The sequence below is a fragment of the Amycolatopsis sp. cg9 genome (assembly GCF_041346945.1).
In the GTDB taxonomy this organism is placed as follows: domain Bacteria; phylum Actinomycetota; class Actinomycetes; order Mycobacteriales; family Pseudonocardiaceae; genus Amycolatopsis.
Map to the genome: position 1 here is coordinate 2,500,020 of NZ_CP166850.1, position 16,990 is coordinate 2,517,009.

Consider the following 16,990-nt stretch of genomic DNA (forward strand, 5'->3'; position numbering starts at 1 on the left):
GATGCTGGAACTGGTGCTGCTGGGCGGCTTCGCCGCCTACAACATGGCGACCACGCACTCCGACGACCACACCTCGACGCAGGGCGACCGGAAGATCGACTGCTACGACATCTGGGAGAAGATCACCCACGGTCCCGGCGCGGGCTCGATCGCGAACGGGCAATCGGCGGCGAGCCGGCTCAATGGTGCCTACGCCGAGCGCCTCAGCACGATCGACGGCCTGGCCAAGGAGATGGACGCGGCCTGGACGGGCGGCGGCTCCGAGGCCGCGCAGAACGCCGGCGCGCACCCGCTGCGGGTGTGGATGGAGGACTCCGGCACCAAGCTCACCGAGTCCGACAAGTACCTCGGCGAGCAGCACAACGCCTTCACCACCGTGCACACGCAGGTCCAGGAGGTCCCGAAGGACCCGCCGAAGAACAACCTGCTCAACGCCGTGACGCCGTGGACGACCGACACCGACCGGGCGATCCGCGACTACAACTCCAAGGGCCAAGCCAACGTCGACGCCTTCAACACCTACTACAAGGCGAGCAACGACAACGGCCAGAAGATGCCGGCATACTCCGCGCTCAAGGGGCAGCAGGAGAACGTCAACGTCGACGGCGGCAAGGACGGCAAGAAGAAGCCGGGCGGCGACGGCAACGGCAACGGCAACGGGACCGGCACCGGCACCGGTTCGGTGCCCGGCGTGAACATGCCGGGTGCGGGCAGCGTGCCGTCCTTCGGCGGCCAGCCGACCACGCCCGGCGGCAAGTTCGACCCGTCCCAGATCCCCGGTGGCAACTACACCCCGCCGAAGTTCGATCCCTCCCAGATCCCCGGCGGCAAGTTCGACCCGTCCCAGATCCCCGGCGGCAACTACACCCCGCCGAACTTCGGCGACGGCACCCACTCGTCCGGCTTCACGCCGCCGAAGATCCCCGGTGCCGGTGGGTTCGGCCCCGGCGGTTCGGGCGGCGCGGGCGACTTCTCGATCCCCGGCGCCGGGGGCTTCGGCCCCGGCGGTTCGGGCGGGATCGGCGACCCGTCGGCGGGCTTCGGGCCGGGCGGCGTGGGCTTCGGGCCCGGTGGCTCGACCGGCGCGGCCATGCCCGGCAGCGCGGGTGCGGGAGCGGGCGGCACGGGCGCCGGTGGCGGCGCGGCCGGTGCGGGCGGAGCGGCGGCGGGCCGCGGCGGTGCCACCGGGATGGGTGGCATGGGCGGCATGGGTCACGGCGCCAAGGGCCAGGGCGGCGGCGACGAGGAACGCACGTCGAAGTACCTCCTCGGCGACGACCCGAACGACATCTTCGGGACCGACGAACTCACCGCGCCGCCGGTCATCGGCGAGTAGCGCACGCGGGAGCGCGGGGCGCGTGCCAAGATGGGCGCGCCCGGCTCGCGCGGGTTCGAGAAACTGTTTTCGACTGGGGGAAGAGCGGTGCTGGACAGGCAAGTCACCATCACGACCGGCACCCTGCTCAACCTGATCCGGCGCCGGGGCGGCGAGCCGCACACGGTGCTCGCGGAGACGCCGACCTGGTACAGCGACGAGGCCCAGCGCGAAGAGGACGAGCGCGTCAACGCCGAGCTCGCCAAGGCCGGGCTGTTCGGCCCGCGCGGCATGCACCCCGGCTTCGTCGCGACGGTCGAGGCGATCGCCCGGCCGCAGCTGGAGTACTACGGCTGGATCGACGGCGGCTTCCAGGGCAAGCCGGTCAGCTACCGGCTGCTCGGCGGCAGCGCCGGCGGCGAGGCGTTCGTGCTGGCCAAGCACGAGGAGCTGGACGTCGTGGTGCTCGGGTCCTCGCGCCCCGGCGAGCTGCTCGACGACTTCCTCGGCCAGATCCCCAAGCTGGCACCCGGCCGCGGGACACCGCTGGCGGTGCCGAAGAGCCAGATCGAGGGAACCGCCCGGGGCGACGACGGCGAGTTCGCGGTGCTCCGCAACGACCGGCCGGCGGAGGGTTCGCAGGAGGCCGACGAGCTCCGCCGGATTCTCGCGTTGCGCCGAATGGGCAGCGGCAGCCTCTACGTCGCGGCCCGAAGCCGGACCGGCGCGCGGCACCGGATCGAACGTCCGGTGAACTACATCGATACGTCGGAAGGCCGGTGGCTGACCGAAGAGGTTCCGGGGCGTGGGGAGAACCGGATCGCCTTCACCCCGGCCGACCAGCGCGTTCTCGCTGACCGGTTACGCAGCGCACAGGGCCGGCTCACCGCGGCCTGATGCCGACGCCGTTCAGCCCACCGGGTGGTCGCTCTACCCTCCGTGATATTCATCCACAGGCCGTGGGGGTCAATGGGTTCGGGCTGGTCCACGACACGCCGAAGGACGGACTTCCCGCGACACGCCGCACGAGTTTTTCGCAAGTTCTCCACAGCTTGTTCACAGCCCTTGACCTGCGGTTTTGAAGAAGCCGATCACGCTTGTCCCCAACTTGTCCACAGCTCTCGCCGCACCTGTGATTGGTTACCCCCGTTCATCCACAGGTTGTCCACAGATGGGTCCCCACCCGGAATTGCCTTCGGCCTTGTGGGGGATCTAGCGTGCCGGCTCGAGCCTGTACTCACCGTGGCGCCCCGCGTGTCTGCGACAGCCGATCGACGTTGTCGTCGATCATCGGGGTGACGAGGTCCGGGTAATGGGGAAGCACGGGACGAGCCGCGTGCTTCGAGAGCGAAGATCCGGCATAATCGAACGGGTGTTCGACACGATGAGGAGGTGTCCGGGGCGGTGGCGCTGACCGACGACCGCAGTCCGATGTACGCGGAGTCCGACCCGGGTCCGAACGAGCCGCCGCCCGACGGCGGTGGCGGGGGTGGCGGCGGCGGGTTCGACCGCCAGCCGCCGCAGGACATCGCGGCCGAGCAGTCCGTGCTCGGCGGCATGCTGCTGTCCAAGGACGCGGTCGCCGACGTCATCGAGGCCCTCGGCCCCGACGACTTCTACCGGCCCGCGCACCAGGCGATCTACGACTGCATCCTCGACCTCTACGGCCGCGGCGAGCCGGCCGACCCGATCACGGTGTCGGCCGAGCTGGAGCGGCGCGGGGAGCTGGGCCGCGTCGGTGGCGCGCCCTACCTGCACACGCTGATCGCGACGGTGCCGACGGCGGCGAACGCCGGGTACTACGCGGAGATCGTCTCGGAGAAGGCGGTGCTGCGCCGCCTGGTCGAGGCGGGCACCCGGATCGTGCAGTACGGCTACGGCGCGGCCGCGGCCGACGGCGCGAACATCGACGAGGTGGTCGACCGCGCGCAGGCCGCGATCTACGACGTCACCGAGCGCCGGACCAGCGAGGACTACGTCGCGCTGGAAGAGCTGCTGCAGCCGACGATGGACGAGATCGACGCGATCGCGTCGCGCGGCGGCCAGTCCCAGGGCATCCCGACCGGCTTCACCGACTTCGACGAGCTGACCAACGGCCTGCACCCCGGCCAGATGATCATCGTCGCGGCCCGCCCCGGTGTCGGCAAGTCGACACTGGGCCTCGACTTCGCGCGGTCGGCGTCCATCCGGCACGGCATGACCAGCGTCATCTTCTCACTGGAAATGAGCCGGACCGAGATCGTCATGCGCATGCTCTCGGCCGAAGCGAAGATCCGCCTCGCCGACATGCGCGGCGGCAAGATGTCCGACGACGACTGGACGCGGCTGGCCCGCCGGATGAGCGAGGTGTCCGAGGCGCCGCTGTTCGTCGACGACTCGCCGAACATGACGATGATGGAGATCCGGGCCAAGGCGCGGCGGCTGAAGCAGCGCAACGACCTGAAGCTCGTCGTCCTCGACTACCTCCAGCTGATGACGTCCGGCAAGCGCGTCGAGTCGCGGCAGCAGGAGGTCTCGGAGTTCTCGCGGCAGATGAAGCTGCTGGCGAAGGAGATCGAGGTCCCGGTGATCGCGATCAGCCAGCTGAACCGTGGTCCCGAGCAGCGCACGGACAAGCGCCCGATGCTGTCCGACCTGCGTGAGTCCGGCTCACTGGAGCAGGACGCCGACCTCGTCATCCTGGTCAACCGCCCGGACGCCTGGGAGCGCGACGACCCGCGCGCCGGCGAGGCGGACCTGATCATCGCGAAGCACCGCGCCGGGCCGACGGCGACGATCACCGTCGCGCACCAGCTGCACTACAGCCGCTTCGTCGACCTCTCGCACGACTAGCCGAGGGCGCCGTACCCGCGGACGAACGCGGTGAGCAGGCGGCCGAAGGTGTCGCGGTCCTCGTCCGGCCAGTCCGCCATGACCTCCGCGAACACCGAGCGGCGGAACGCGTGCAGCTCGTCGAGGTGCGCCTGGCCGGCCTCGGTCGGCACGAGCACCGCACGCCGTCCGTCACGCTGATCGGCTTCGCGGCGGAGGAGTCCCTGCTCGACCGCGCGCGCCACCAGGCGGCTCGCGCGGGGCTGGTCGACGCCCATCGCCGCGCTCAACGCCGTCACCGTGCTGGGCTCGCCGCGGTCGCCGAGCTCCTCGACTACGTCGAGCAGTTCGTGCGCCGGGTCGTGCGCGCCGCGGCCCCTGGCCTTGCCGATCCGGCTCAGTGCCCGCCGCTGCTGGCTGCGGCGGATCGCGATCATGGCGCGCTCGACGTCGGCCACCGCGTCCGTCATGGTTGCTCCACCTCCGAACTGCATGTACTTTTACATGCAGTTGTTCAACGACATATCGGAGTCCTCATGAAACCCCTCGGCTGGTGGCTCCGCCACCTCCACGAGCTCCTCGAGTCCTCCATGGCCCGGGTCCTCGAAGCGGAATCGCTGACCCGGCGGCACTGGCAGGTACTCAACACGATCGCCCTCGGCGCCTGCACGCCGGAGGAGGTCGACGCGGCCATGGCGCCGTTCGTCGCCGCCGAGGGCTCGATGGCCCCGAAGGTGGCCGACCTGCGCGCCCGCGGCTGGGTCGCCGAAACCGGCGAGCTGACCGACGCGGGCCGTGCCGCCCACGCCCGCGTCGAGGAGCAGGTGAAGGCCTTCCGCGCCGCCGCGACGGACGGCGTCAGCGACGACGACTACCGGACGACGATCCGCACGCTGGAGCGGTGCGCGGCCAACCTCGAAGCCGCCTGAGGAATATCCCCGGGGCGCCCGGTGTCGAGTACTCTAGTAGTTGAACTTTCAATAACTGGAGCGCTCGATGACCCGCACCCCGGTCCTCTACCTCAGCCACGGCGCCCCGCCGCTCGCCGACGACGCCACCTGGACCCGCCAGCTCGCCGGCTGGTCGGCCGACCTGCCGAAGCCCCGCGCGATCCTCGTCGTGTCGGCGCACTGGGAGGAGGCGCCGCTGACCCTCGGCGCGACGACGACCGTGCCGCTCGTGTACGACTTCTGGGGTTTCCCCGAGCGCTACTACCAGGTGGAATACGCGGCTCCCGGCGCACCGGAGCTGGCCGCGAAGGTGCGTAAGCTGCTTCGCTCGACGGCCACGCCGGTGCACGACGCGCCGGAACGGGGTCTCGACCACGGCGCCTACGTGCCGCTCGTCGAGATGTACCCGGACGCCGACATCCCGGTGCTGCAGGTCTCGATGCCGTCGCTCGATCCGCAGGAGCTGTTCGACCTGGGCCGCAAGCTCGCGCCGCTGCGCGACGAAGGCGTGCTGATCGTCGGCAGCGGCTTCTTCACCCACAACCTCAGCGGCATGGCCCGCGCCACCGACGGGACGCCGCCGGCGTGGTCGGCCGAGTTCGACCACTGGGGCGACGAGGTCCTGCGCAGCGGCGACGTCGACACGCTGCTCGACTTCCGGCACAAAGCACCGGCGGCGGCGCTCGCGCACCCGCGGATCGAGCACTTCGCGCCGCTGTTCGTCTCCCTCGGCGCCAGCTCGGCCGAAGACTCTGGCCGCACCGTGATCGACGGCTTCTGGCACGGCTTGGCGAAGCGCTCCCTGCAGTTCTCCTGACCTCCCCGGAACACGAACGAACCCCAGGAGCCGGGTCGGCTCCTGGGGTTCGTCCTCTCCAGGGAAGGAGAGCCTTTTCGATAACCGCGATCGCGGGTCGGGGGCGTTCCGTGCGAGGTCACCCTCGCGGCGCGGTGGAACGCCTGCCCGTGACAGCGGAGTACTGGGGCCGGGCGGGCTCTTGCCGAACCCGCCCGGCGTCCGGAACTACTTGCGCTTGACCAGACCCAGCAGCTTCGCGAGGAAGCCGGTCGAGTCGAGGCCCGACATGGCCGGGACCTGCGCGGCCGGGGCCGCGCTGTCCAGGATCGGCAGCTTCGCGTTCACCGGCAGGGCCGGGGCGGCGGGCAGCGCGGCCGGGGCGGCCGGCAGCGCCGGGGTAACCGGCAGGGCGACCGGCAGAGCCGGGACGCCACCCAGGGCGGGCAGGGCCGGCAGCGCGACGGGCAGGCCGCCGGTCGGCAGGTCCGCACGCTCGGTGCCGGGCAGGGCGCCCAGGGCCGGCAGCGCGATCGGCAGGCCCGCGGTCGGCAGGTCGGCACGCTCGGTGCTGTGGCCCGGCAGGGCGCCACCCAGCGCCGACAGCCCGGTCACCGCGGGCAGCGCCGCGGTCGAGGGCAGGGTCGGCTTCGGCAGCGCCGGGACGCCGGAGACGCCACCCGGGGTCGGCAGGTGCGACAGCTGGGACAGCCCGGCCAGCGGGCTGGCCACCGGCGGCACGTCGGCGCGCTCGGCACCGATCGGGGCCGCGGTCGGCAGCGCGGTCGGCAGCGCGGGCAGGCCCTGGGTGGGCAGCCCAGCCGTCGGCAGGCCGCTGGCGAGCCCGGTCAGCGAGGGCAGCTCGTCGGCCGCCATCTCCGAACCGTCGACCGGGAACGCGATGGCGTCGTCTTCCCCGTCGATGCTCGTCATGTCGGTCGCGTCCGCCGTGGCGACACCGAGCAGCTCCAGGGGCACCCCGAAGATCTGCACCGGCAGCGCGAACGCGTGGTAGAAGTTGTAGCCCGACAGGCCGGACCCGTCGCCCGCGGTGGTGGCCTCGCCACCGTTCTCCGTGGTCAGCGTGTTGTCGCCGACGGCGTGCGCGACGCCGCCCGCGGTCACCGCGTCGCCGAACAGCTGCGCGATCGCGGTCACCGGCAGGTCGAGGATGTTGCCGGAGATCGCGCCCTCGACACCGGAGGTGGTGTCGTCGCCCGCGTTCTCGACCGAGGTCATGCTGACGCCGGTGCCGGTCGCGACACCCGCCGCGCTGACCGCGTCACCGAAGACCTGCACCACCGGCAGCGCGTCCGCGCCGACGATGTTGCCGGCCACCGCGCCACCGTCACCGTTGGTGGTGGCGTCGCCACCGGCCTCCGACGTGGTGTCGTTGGTGCCCAGGCCGTGGCCCAGCGCCGCACCCGCGACGCCGTCGCTGAAGACCTGCGCGACACCGGCGATCGGCGCCTTCACGATGTTGCCGGCCAGCGCACCGTCCTGCCCGTCGGTGAGGGCGTCGCCGCCCGCCGAGGAGTCGGTGATGTTGTCGTTCTCACCGGTGCCGATGCCCGCGAGGGCGGCACCGCTGCCGGCGGCCAGCACCGGGAGCGAGACCGGGGCCTCGATGATGTTGCCGGCGCCGGCGCCCGCGGGGCCGTTCGCCGTGACGTCGCCGCCCGCGTTGGACGTCGTGTCGGTCGAGCCCTTGCCGTGGCCCTGGCCGACGAACGCGCCACCGATGTTGGCGACCTGCACCGGCAGCGAAGCCGGCACGGTGCCCAGGTTGGAGCTCAGGAAGCCGTTGTCGTCGTGGGTGGAGCCACCGCCGCCACCGGAAACGACCTTGGTCTCCTCGGCCGAGCCGGAGCCCTGGCCGATGAACGAGCCGCCCACGCCGAAGACCTCGGCGGGCAGGCCGACCGGCACCTGGACGACGTTGCCCGAGCCGGACGAGTCGTTGCCCTGCGTGCCGTCGTACGCCCCGGCGGTGACCGTCTTGTCCTCGGTCGCCGTGCCGGTCGCGTTGCCGATGTGGCTGCCACCGATGCCGAAGACCTCGGGCGCGCCAGCGGTCTGGGTGTTGACGATGTTGCCGCCCAGCACGGAGCCGTTGCCCCGCGTGTAGCTGCCGTTGCCCGCGTTGGCGTCGGTGGTGTTGTCGTGCGCGGCGTTGGCCTGCCCGATGTAGGTGCCACCGATGCCGAAGGCCTCGACCGGCAGCGCGACCGACGGGTTCAGGACGTTGCCCGAGCCGCTCGCGTTGTCACCGGCGGTCTTGACGAAGCCGCCCGAGTCGACCGTGCTGGAGGAGCTGCCGGTCTCGGGGATGCCCGCCGTGGCGTTGCCGATCCACGAACCCGCGACACCCGCGACGTTCGCGATCGGGGACAGCGAGGCCGCCCCGCCGTTGCCGGACAGGAACGAGTCGTTGCCGCTCGTCTCGAGGTAGGTCGGGATGCCGAGGCTGCCCTCGCGCGTGTCCCCGGCCGTGGCGTCGGCGGAGGTGTTGCAGCCGTCGGAGTTCGACAGCGAGCCCCACACGGCGCCCGAGTTGCAGTTGAACTTGACCGGCAGGGCGATCGGCGCGCCGACCACGTTGCCGGAGCCGCTCGCCTGGTCGCCGGAGCTGAACAGCGAGCCGCCGGAGGTGGCGACCGTGTCGGCCGAGTAGCCGTGGCTCTGGCCGTTGCCGAGCAGGTACGACGCGGCGTTGCCGGTCACCTGCACCGGGGTGGCGAACTGGCCCGCCACCACGTTGCCGGAGAGGGCCGAGCCGTCGCCGTTGGTGTCGACGTTCCCGGTCTCGGTGGTGCTCTGGCTGGCCGACCCACCGGTCACGCGGCCGGTGCCGCCGGCGACGCCGCCGCCGTTCCCGGCGATCTGGACGGGGAGGGCCCAGTCGAGGGCGACCGCGTTGCCCGCGAGGCTGGAGTCCTCACCGGTCGTCGCGATGTCCTGGTTGTGCTCCCAGGTCTGGGTGTGGTCGCCACCCTCGACGTTCGCGTCGCCGATCACGCCGACCGCGTTGTCCACGATCTGGATCGGGACGACGACGTCGCCGGTGACCTTGTTGCCCTTGAGGTTGTTGTGGCCCGGGGTGAAGGCGCCCGCGCCGTCGGCCTTGGTGGCACCGCCGAGGGTGCTCTGGCTGATCGGGCTCGCTTCGTCGAGCTGCTTGACGGCCTCGTTCGCGGCCTTGGTGACCGGCTTGGTGCTCAGCTCCGTCTGCCCGGCGGGCAGGTCCAGCTGACCGAACGGGGTGCCGACCGCGTTGTTGGCTTCCTGGATGGGAGCCGTGACGTTCAGGTCGAGCGGGGAGGCCGGAGCGTCCGGGTTGACGTTCTCGTCGGCCGAGGCGATGCCGGTACCCAGCATCAGCAACCCACCCGTGACAAGTGCGGTCTGGAGTCCGCGCTTTGCCCACGTCTGCATGGGGTTTTTCTCCTTTATTTCGGGTTCCCTTGCGGGCTTGTGGGGGTGCGCTCGTCGAAGTCGAAACGGAGTCCGAGCCGCACCCGAGGGGGAAGGAACTTCATGCGGGCGCACAAAAGCGCACCGCCGTGTCACGGGCTTTTCGCGGACGCAGGGCCGTCAGATGAAGACGGACTTGGGCGCGTCAGCGACCCGTGAAGGGAGGTGTTCAGTCAGGAGTGACGCCGGGCTGCTCGCCCGGGGTGCGCATCGCGGTGCGCAGGCCGGCGCGGCTCATGGCCGCGACGGCGGAGTCGACGGCTTCGGTCGTCCAGAACGGGACGCCGAAGTTGAGGCCGTCGAGGTGACCACCGGGGGCAGTGCTGCCACCCGGGGCGGTGGGGACGGACGGCGCAACCGGAAGCTGCACCGGGGTCAGCGGCGACGGCAGGTCGCGGTGGGAATCACGGGACTCGCCCGCGGCACCGGTGACGTCGTCGTGCTGAAGACCCGTCGGCATCGCGAGCGCGGCTCGCAGCGCGGCGGGGAGCTGGACGGTCGTGACGGCGACCGTGTCCGTGGTCTGGCCGACGCCCGTGGTGACCGGCTCCTGCTCGACCGGGGTGAGCCCCGGGAGCGGAACCAGGTCGCCGTGGCCGGCCGGGTCGAGCAGCTGCCACACGTCGTGGGCCGGCTCGGGGGTGAAGGTCTGCTCGAGGACCTCGCGGGTGTCCTGCGGCTCGCGGACGATGTGCTCGACCGCGCCGAGCGTGCGGGTCGCCGGGCTGACGACGGCTTCCTCGGCGAGGTCCGAGACCGAGTCGCTGACGCGGTCGGAGACCTCGTGGCCGAGGACGCGGGCGCACGGCTCGCTCCACGCCGTGGCGTCCTGGTGGCAGTCCGAGGCGGCGACGTCGCTCGCGGCGTCCGAAGCGCCGTCCTTCACGTCGCCGAGGCTGCCGGTCGCGGCCGCGGCGATCGGAGCGGTGCCCACCTCGACGGTGTCCGCGGAGGCGGTCGCGCCGGACACGAGCCACGCGGCGGCGGTGCCGGCCACGGCCCCGCCGAGCACGAGCAGCGCACGCGACACGAGCCGGCCGGCGCGCTTGGCGCCCTGCCCCTCGTTCGTCGCGTGGTCGGCCACTGGTGCATCTCCTGGTGCTCGGTGAATGTCCGGCGATGAGCCGTTGCGGAAGCGACCTAACCAAATCCGCGACGCCGCTCGCATCCTCGACACGACTTGATGCCCCCATCGTGTGAAGAACACAGCGTGCGATCGGCTTTCACGGCGGGTGATCACGGCTGGCCGTCGAGCGTGTCGGACTCGGCTCGCGGAAAGCGGCCGAATCGGACGGTGTTGCCAGTACGGTGAGCCGGTGAGCCACGCGCGACGCGAAGACCCGTTCCTGCCGGAGCACGAGGACATCACCGGGCTGATCCCCCGGGGCCTGCGCATCAGCGCGGCGCTGGCGTGGCGGTTCATCGTGGTGGTCGCCGCGCTGTACGCCGTGGTCTGGGTGATCGGCTACCTCTCGGTGGTCGTCATCCCGCTGTCCATCGCCCTGCTGGTGTCGGCGCTCCTCGCGCCGGCCGTGCAGAAGCTGGTGGCGGTGAAGTTCCCGCGCGGGCTGGCGACGGCGATCGTGCTGATCGCCGGGCTGGCCGTGCTGGGCGGGCTGCTGACGTTCGTCATCACGCAGTTCTCCTCCGGTCTGCCGCAGCTGCAGCAGCAGGTGAACGCGAGCCTCGACCAGATCAAGAACTGGCTCCTCAACGGACCGCCGCACCTGCGCCAGGAGCAGATCCAGGACTTCATCAACCAGGCGATCGGCTTCATCCAGAACAACCAGGCGTCCATCACGACGACCGCGCTGACGACGGCCAGCACGGTCGGCGAGATCCTCACCGGCTTCCTGCTGACGCTGTTCATCACGATCTTCTTCCTCAGCGGCGGCGACGGCATCTGGACGTTCCTCGTGCGCGCCGTGCCCGGCCGGGTGCGCAACCGCGTGGACGTCGCCGGCCGCCGCGGGTTCGCGTCGCTGGTCAGCTACGTGCGGGCGACGGCGGCGGTGGCCGTGGTCGACGCCGTCGGCATCGGCGTCGGCCTGTGGATCATGGGTGTCCCGCTGGTGATCCCGCTGGCGACGCTGGTGTTCATCGGCGCGTTCATCCCGATCATCGGCGCGGTCATCACCGGCGGCGTCGCGGTGCTGATCGCGCTGGTGACGAACGGCTTCATCGGCGCGGTGATCGTGCTGGCCATCGTGATCGGCGTGATGCAGCTGGAGAGCCACATCCTGCAGCCGCTGCTGCTCGGGCGGGCGGTGAAGCTGCACCCGCTGGCCGTGGTGCTCGCCATCACCGCCGGCCTGGTCGCGGGCGGCATCGCCGGCGCGCTGCTGGCCGTGCCGCTGCTCGCGGTGCTCAACGCCGGCGTCCGGTCGCTGCTGCACGAGACCAACCCGGACCCGGCGGAGGTGGACGTCCTCAAGGACCAGGCCGCGCAGCCGAACGACGCCGAACCCGGGGGGCCGGACGCCGAAATCGCGACGGTCGGCGAGGAGGAAGCCGCCGCTTCGACGGCCGAGCCGCCGAAGCGCGACGAAAAGTCGTGACCACCCGGCGGTCCCCGGACCCGATCACGCCCATGTGGCGGGGCGTGATCGCGTTCCGCTGGCTCACGTGGGCGTTCGCCTGCGGCACCGTGATCGTCCAGAGCGGTCACTACCAGCGCGAAGGGCTGGCGTGGGCGATCGTCGGCGTGATGGCGGTGTGGTCGGTCGTCAGCAGCTTCCTCTACCTGCGCGAGCGGACGCGGCCGCCGGCGCTGGTCGTCTTCGACTTGGTGTTCACCACGGCGTTGCTGCTGACCTCGCCGTGGGTGCTCAGCGACGCGCAGTTCGCCTTGAACGTCCCGCTCATCACCACGGTCTGGGCGGCCGTGCCGCCGGTCGCCGCGGGCGCCCGCTTCGGCGCGAGCGGCGGCGTGCTGGCCGGGCTGGTCGTCGGCGTGGCGACCGGGCTGGCGCGGGAGAAGTTCGACCTCGACGTCGCCCGGGACGGCGTCCTGCTCGCCGCCGCCGGCCTGCTGGTCGGCATGGCCGCGACGATGGGCCGCCGGTCCGCGGCGCGGCTGGAGCAGGCGCTGCGGAAGGAAGCGGCGACGGCCGAGCGCGAACGGCTGGCCCGGTCGATCCACGACAGCGTGCTGCAGGTGCTCGCCCGGGTCCGCAAGCGCGGCAACGAAGTCGGCGGCGAGGCGGCGGAGCTGGCGCGGCTGGCCGGCGAGCAGGAGATCGCCCTGCGGTCGCTGGTGACGACCGAGCCGCTGACGCCGAACGACAGCGGAACGCTGAGCCTGCGCGCGGCCTTGCAGCTGCTCGCGACGTCGGCGGTGGAGGTCTCGACCCCGGCGGACGACGTCGAGCTGCCGGCGCACGTGACCGAGGAGCTCGTCGCCGTCACCCGCGAAGCACTGGCGAACGTCGAGAAGCACGCGGGCCCCGGCGCGCACGCGTGGGTGCTGCTGGAGGACCTCGGCAGCGAAGTCGTGGTGAGCATCCGCGACGACGGACCGGGCATTCCGGACGGGGTTCTCGAGCGAGCGGCAGCGGAAGGGCACCTCGGCGTGGTGGAATCCATCCGGGGGCGGGTCCGCGATCTCGGGGGGAGCGCGACCCTCGACACCGGGCCCGGTCAGGGCACGGAGTGGGAGGTCAAGGTGCCGAGCACGAGGGGTGCGGAATGAGCGAGCCGCGGATTTCGGTCATGGTGGTCGACGACCACCCGATCTGGCGCGACGGCGTGGCCCGCGACCTGACCGAGCACGGCTTCGACGTGAAGGCGACCGCGCCGGACGCCGACGCGGCGCTGCGCATCGCGCGGACCGTCCGGCCGGACGTCGTGCTGATGGACCTCAACCTCGGGACCACGTCCGGGGTGGACGCCACCCGCGAGATCACGTCGGCGCTGCCGTCGACGAAGGTGCTGGTGCTGTCCGCGAGCGGCGAGCACAAGGACGTCCTGGAGGCGGTGAAGGCCGGCGCGTCCGGCTACCTGGTCAAGTCGGCGTCCGCGGCGGAGCTGGTGGACGCCGTGCACCGGACCGCGGCCGGCGACCCGGTGTTCACGGCGGGACTGGCCGGGCTGGTGCTCGGCGAGTACCGGCGGATGGCCGACGCGTCCACCGGCGACACCGCGGGTGCCGAGCCACCCCGGCTGACCGAGCGCGAAACCGACGTCCTGCGCCTGGTCGCGAAGGGGCTGACCGCACGGCAGATCGCCGAGCGGCTGGTGCTGTCGCACCGGACGGTGGAGAACCACGTGCAGTCGACGCTGCGGAAGCTGCAGCTGCACAACCGCGTCGAGCTGGCCCGCTACGCGATCGAGCACGGCCTCGACGAGGAGTGACCCTCACGGCAGGACGGCGAGGCCCGACCAGTCGCCCGGGGGCAGGGTGGCCGCGCCGAGGCGCCACCGCGGTTCGCCGGGGTGCCAGGCCGCGATGACGCCGTCGGCGAGTACGAGGTCGCCGTCCGCGGTCCAGTCGAGGCCGCCGCCGCGCTTGAGGTGCTCGGTCACGTACGGCATGCCCGGGGCGTGTTCCCAGGTCAGCGTGTCCGGGCGGAGCAGCCAGACGTCCCGGACCTGCGTGTTCGTGCCGCGGTAGGCCGCGTTCGCGAAGTCGGCCGCGATCAGGACGCCCTCGCGCGAGGGGACCACGGTCGGCTGGCCGCCGATCGACGGCCGGCTGAGCTGCTTGCGGCTGCGGTCGCGCAGGTCGACGAGGGTGAGGTCGGTCAAGCCGTCGAGCAGCATCCGGTCCCCGGCGACGGCGAGGATGCGCGGGGCCTGCTCGACCGTGCGGCCGGTCGCCGGGTCGATCAGCGCGTCGGTCGATTCGGCGGCGCCGGAGTTGATGGTGATCAGCAGGCCGTGCGCGCTCTCGGCGCGGACCCGGGTGCGGCAGCTGGCGGGCTGGCCGCGGTCGGGCTCGCCACCGGCCAGCGGGACGTGCTCGAGCCGGCAGGTGTCCGGCGCGTCCTGCCGGATCAGCCACACCCCTTCACCGGCGGCGTCCGGCGCGACCGACCAGGCGCGGCCGAGCGCCCGCGGCGGGGTCGACGGGCCGGTGTAGCCGAGGATTTCGAACGGCTCGATGCTGTGGGTGTAGGGCGGGTAGGCGGTCAGGACGGCGGTCTTCCCGACCCGGAGCACGCTCAGGCCGATGTCACCGCCGGGGTAGCCGGGCGGCGTGGCGGCGGTGCCGCGGTCGGCGTCGAACAGGGTGGGGCCGGTGGTGGGGAGCAGCGCCGTGACCCCGATCCCGCCGGTCGCCCGGACGCCGGTGAGGCCTTCCGGCAGCGGCGCGGGGGTCGTCGACGGTGCCGTCGTGGTCGGTGGCGGCGGTGGGGCGTCTTCGCCGGTGCACGCGGACAGCAGGACCAGCGCCGCGCAGACGGCGGCACCGCGGAATACGGGTCCGTTCAGGGTTTTCCCCCGATCTGCGTGGTGAGATCCGGTTCTACCATCGTGACCATGGGCGAGGAAGAGAACGCGGCGGCGGAACGGGCCACCGAAACCAAGCCGTTGAGCGAGCGCGATCTGCGGGTCTCCGACGACGAGCGCGAGCACGTCGTCGGCGTGCTCCAGAAGGCGATCGGCCGCGGCATGATCGACCTCGACGAGTTCACCGAGCGGACCGACCGCGCGCTGGCGTCGAGGACGCGCGGCGAGCTGAACGCGGTGCTGGCCGACCTCGCCGGCCTGTACCACCCGAGCGCGGCCGTCGCCGCCGCTCCGGCGTACGCGCCGCCGCCGGTGGGCTACGCGCCCGGCCGGCGGTTCGAGCTCAACGCGAAGTACTCCTCGCTGCACCGCGGCGGCCCGTGGGTGGTGCCGTCCGAGCTGGTCGTGCGCAACAAGTACGGCTCGACGAAGCTGGACTTCACCGAGGCCCAGGTGCAGTCGCCGGTGGTGCACATCGAGCTGGACGCCAAGTGGGGCTCGGTCGAGATCATCATCCCGGAGCACGCCGCGGTGGACCTCAACGCGATCAGCGACGTGAAGTTCGGCGCGATGGAGGACAAGACGCGCAGCAACGGCCGGATGGGCAACCCGCGCTACGTGCTGAGCGGCCGCGTCCACGGCGGTTCGCTGGTCATCCGGCACCCGCGGCGCGGCCTCTTCGGCTAGCCGGGGTCCCTCTGCCCCCGGCGTCAAGGAGGCCTCCCCGCCCAGGCATCGGGCGGGGAGGCCTCCGTTTTCGGCTAAGCGGTCCGCAGGTTCTTCACGACGAACCGGACGAGAACGGCGAACGCGACGGCGGCGAGCCCGGCGACGACGTGCAGCCCGCCGGCGAACCCGTAGGACCGGACGACGGCGCTGCCCAGCGTCCCGACGGTCGCGAGACCGAGCGAGTAGCCGAACTCGTTGACGGTCTGCGCGAGCGCGGAAGCGGTCCCGGCCTTGCGCACGGGAACCGAGCCGACGACGAGATCGGTGCCCAGCGCGACCATCGGCCCGACCCCCAGCGACGTCACGGCGAACCCGAGCGCGGGCCAGACGGGTCCTCCGGCCGGCTCGACGACCGCGAGGATCGCCATCCCGACGGCGGCGAGCGCGACCCCACCGGCGATCAGCACCCGCGGCGCGATGCGGCGAACGAGCACGGGAGCGGCGAGGAAGCTGACGGTCGAGGCGGCCATCCCGGGCAGCAGCCCGAGCGCGGCCCCGACCGGCGAGAGCTGCTGCGCGACCTGGAAGAACTGCGCGACGAACAGCATCGTGGTGCCCCCGAGCATGCTGAACAGGAGCATCCCGCCGAGCGTGGTGCGGAACGCCTTCGCGGCGAAGAGGCTGAAGTCGACCAGGGGCTCTTCGAGCGTCCGCTGCCGCTTGACGAAGACGTACCCGACGACGACACCGACCACCAGGGCGAGCACCGGGACGAGGCGGAAGCCGTCGCGGGCGAGCTCCTTGACGCCGTAGACGGCGGGCAGGATGGCGGCGAGCGAGAGGCCCACGCTGGGCAGATCGAGGCGCCCGGCGGTTTCGTCGCGGTATTCGGGCAGCAGCTTCGGGCCGATGACCAGCAGCAGGACCATGGCGGGAACGCCGAGCAGGAAGACCGAGCCCCACCAGAAGTGTTCGAGCATGAAGCCCCCGACCACCGGCCCGACGATCGCCCCGACGGTGAAGCACCCGGCCCAGATCCCGATCGCCTCGGCCCGCTGCCGCGGGTTCTCGAACATGGCCCCGATCAGCGAAAGCGTGGACGGAGCGAGCGTGGCCCCGGCGATCCCGAGCGCCGCCCGCGCGGCGATGAGCATCCCGGCACTGGTGGCGAACGCGGCGACGACGGAGGCGACCCCGAAGGCGGCGGCCCCGATCAGCAGGAGCTTCCGCCGCCCGATCCGATCCCCGAGCGTCCCCATGGTGACCATGAACCCGGCGACCATGAAGCCGTAGGTGTCCATGATCCAGAGCTGTTCGGTCCCATCGGCGTGCAAGCTGACGGCGAGCTTCGGCAGCGCGAGAACGAGCACGAAGACGTCGAGCGAGACGAGCAGAGCCGGCAAGGCCAGCACGGCCAGCCCGACCCACTCCCGACGCCCGGCCCTGACTTCGGCAACCGGAGCGGAGATGGTGGCGGTCATGTGAGGTCCTCTCGACTCGACGGGGGTTCTTCACCTGTTCGTC

The 16,990-nt window shown here is 72.0% G+C and carries 14 protein-coding genes; 9 read left to right on the forward strand and 5 right to left on the reverse strand.

Features of this window, described 5'->3' with window-relative positions:
* Nucleotide 1 precedes the first annotated feature (1 nt).
* The 3 genes from AB5J73_RS11745 (at nucleotide 2) to dnaB (ending at nucleotide 4,147) form a co-directional block, all read left to right on the forward strand.
* Nucleotides 2–1,336 carry a hypothetical protein gene (locus AB5J73_RS11745; RefSeq protein ID WP_370969717.1) on the forward strand — a complete coding sequence of 445 codons (1,335 nt, stop codon included), beginning with the start codon at nucleotides 2–4 and terminating at the stop codon, nucleotides 1,334–1,336.
* 87 nt (nucleotides 1,337–1,423) lie between these two features.
* Nucleotides 1,424–2,212 carry an ESX secretion-associated protein EspG gene (locus AB5J73_RS11750; protein WP_370969718.1) on the forward strand — a complete coding sequence of 263 codons (789 nt, stop codon included), beginning with the start codon at nucleotides 1,424–1,426 and terminating at the stop codon, nucleotides 2,210–2,212.
* Nucleotides 2,213–2,719: 507 nt separating this feature from the next.
* Entirely contained in the window at nucleotides 2,720–4,147 is a 1,428-nt protein-coding gene (gene dnaB, locus AB5J73_RS11755; protein ID WP_370973097.1) for a replicative DNA helicase, read from the forward strand.
* Here dnaB and AB5J73_RS11760 read toward each other — a convergent pair.
* Nucleotides 4,144–4,596 (reverse strand): MarR family winged helix-turn-helix transcriptional regulator, encoded by a 453-nt coding sequence (locus tag AB5J73_RS11760; RefSeq protein ID WP_370969719.1) that lies wholly within the window; start codon nucleotides 4,594–4,596, stop codon nucleotides 4,144–4,146. The two genes, dnaB and AB5J73_RS11760, sit on opposite strands and share 4 nt — an antisense overlap.
* Before the next feature lie 66 nt (nucleotides 4,597–4,662).
* Between AB5J73_RS11760 and AB5J73_RS11765 the strand changes: the two genes are divergently transcribed.
* Complete coding sequence (locus AB5J73_RS11765; protein ID WP_370969720.1) at nucleotides 4,663–5,055, forward strand: MarR family winged helix-turn-helix transcriptional regulator; 393 nt, start codon at nucleotides 4,663–4,665, stop codon at nucleotides 5,053–5,055.
* A 67-nt stretch (nucleotides 5,056–5,122) separates the two neighbouring features.
* Nucleotides 5,123–5,893, forward strand: coding sequence for a dioxygenase (locus AB5J73_RS11770; protein WP_370969721.1), 771 nt, complete (start codon nucleotides 5,123–5,125; stop codon nucleotides 5,891–5,893).
* A gap of 207 nt (nucleotides 5,894–6,100) precedes the next feature.
* Here AB5J73_RS11770 and AB5J73_RS11775 read toward each other — a convergent pair whose 3' ends face one another.
* Both AB5J73_RS11775 and AB5J73_RS11780 read right to left on the reverse strand, forming a co-directional pair.
* A complete protein-coding gene (locus AB5J73_RS11775; RefSeq protein WP_370969722.1) occupies nucleotides 6,101–9,307 on the reverse strand; it encodes a PE-PGRS family protein in 3,207 nt (1,068 codons plus the stop codon).
* 208 nt (nucleotides 9,308–9,515) lie between these two features.
* Nucleotides 9,516–10,430 carry a hypothetical protein gene (locus AB5J73_RS11780; RefSeq protein WP_370969723.1) on the reverse strand — a complete coding sequence of 305 codons (915 nt, stop codon included), beginning with the start codon at nucleotides 10,428–10,430 and terminating at the stop codon, nucleotides 9,516–9,518.
* Between the two features lie 232 nt (nucleotides 10,431–10,662).
* On the opposite strand from AB5J73_RS11780, the gene AB5J73_RS11785 reads away from it, so the two are divergent.
* The 3 genes from AB5J73_RS11785 to AB5J73_RS11795 are packed head-to-tail and all read left to right on the forward strand — an operon-like array spanning nucleotide 10,663 to nucleotide 13,699.
* Complete coding sequence (locus AB5J73_RS11785; protein ID WP_370969724.1) at nucleotides 10,663–11,904, forward strand: AI-2E family transporter; 1,242 nt, start codon at nucleotides 10,663–10,665, stop codon at nucleotides 11,902–11,904.
* The gene (gene macS, locus AB5J73_RS11790; protein WP_370969725.1) at nucleotides 11,901–13,037 is read left to right on the forward strand and encodes a MacS family sensor histidine kinase; all 1,137 of its coding nucleotides are present in this window, start codon (nucleotides 11,901–11,903) and stop codon (nucleotides 13,035–13,037) included. Before AB5J73_RS11785 ends, macS begins: the two co-directional genes overlap by 4 nt.
* Complete coding sequence (locus AB5J73_RS11795) at nucleotides 13,034–13,699, forward strand: response regulator (protein ID WP_370969726.1); 666 nt, start codon at nucleotides 13,034–13,036, stop codon at nucleotides 13,697–13,699. Before macS ends, AB5J73_RS11795 begins: the two co-directional genes overlap by 4 nt.
* 3 nt (nucleotides 13,700–13,702) lie before the next feature.
* Here AB5J73_RS11795 and AB5J73_RS11800 read toward each other — a convergent pair whose 3' ends face one another.
* A complete protein-coding gene (locus tag AB5J73_RS11800; protein ID WP_370969727.1) occupies nucleotides 13,703–14,506 on the reverse strand; it encodes a hypothetical protein in 804 nt (267 codons plus the stop codon).
* 321 nt (nucleotides 14,507–14,827) lie between these two features.
* On the opposite strand from AB5J73_RS11800, the gene AB5J73_RS11805 reads away from it, so the two are divergent.
* Entirely contained in the window at nucleotides 14,828–15,484 is a 657-nt protein-coding gene (locus tag AB5J73_RS11805) for a DUF1707 domain-containing protein (RefSeq protein ID WP_125309259.1), read from the forward strand.
* A gap of 74 nt (nucleotides 15,485–15,558) precedes the next feature.
* On the opposite strand, the gene AB5J73_RS11810 is transcribed toward AB5J73_RS11805, so the two are convergent.
* The gene (locus tag AB5J73_RS11810) at nucleotides 15,559–16,947 is read right to left on the reverse strand and encodes an MFS transporter (protein ID WP_370969728.1); all 1,389 of its coding nucleotides are present in this window, start codon (nucleotides 16,945–16,947) and stop codon (nucleotides 15,559–15,561) included.
* Nucleotides 16,948–16,990 lie beyond the last annotated feature (43 nt).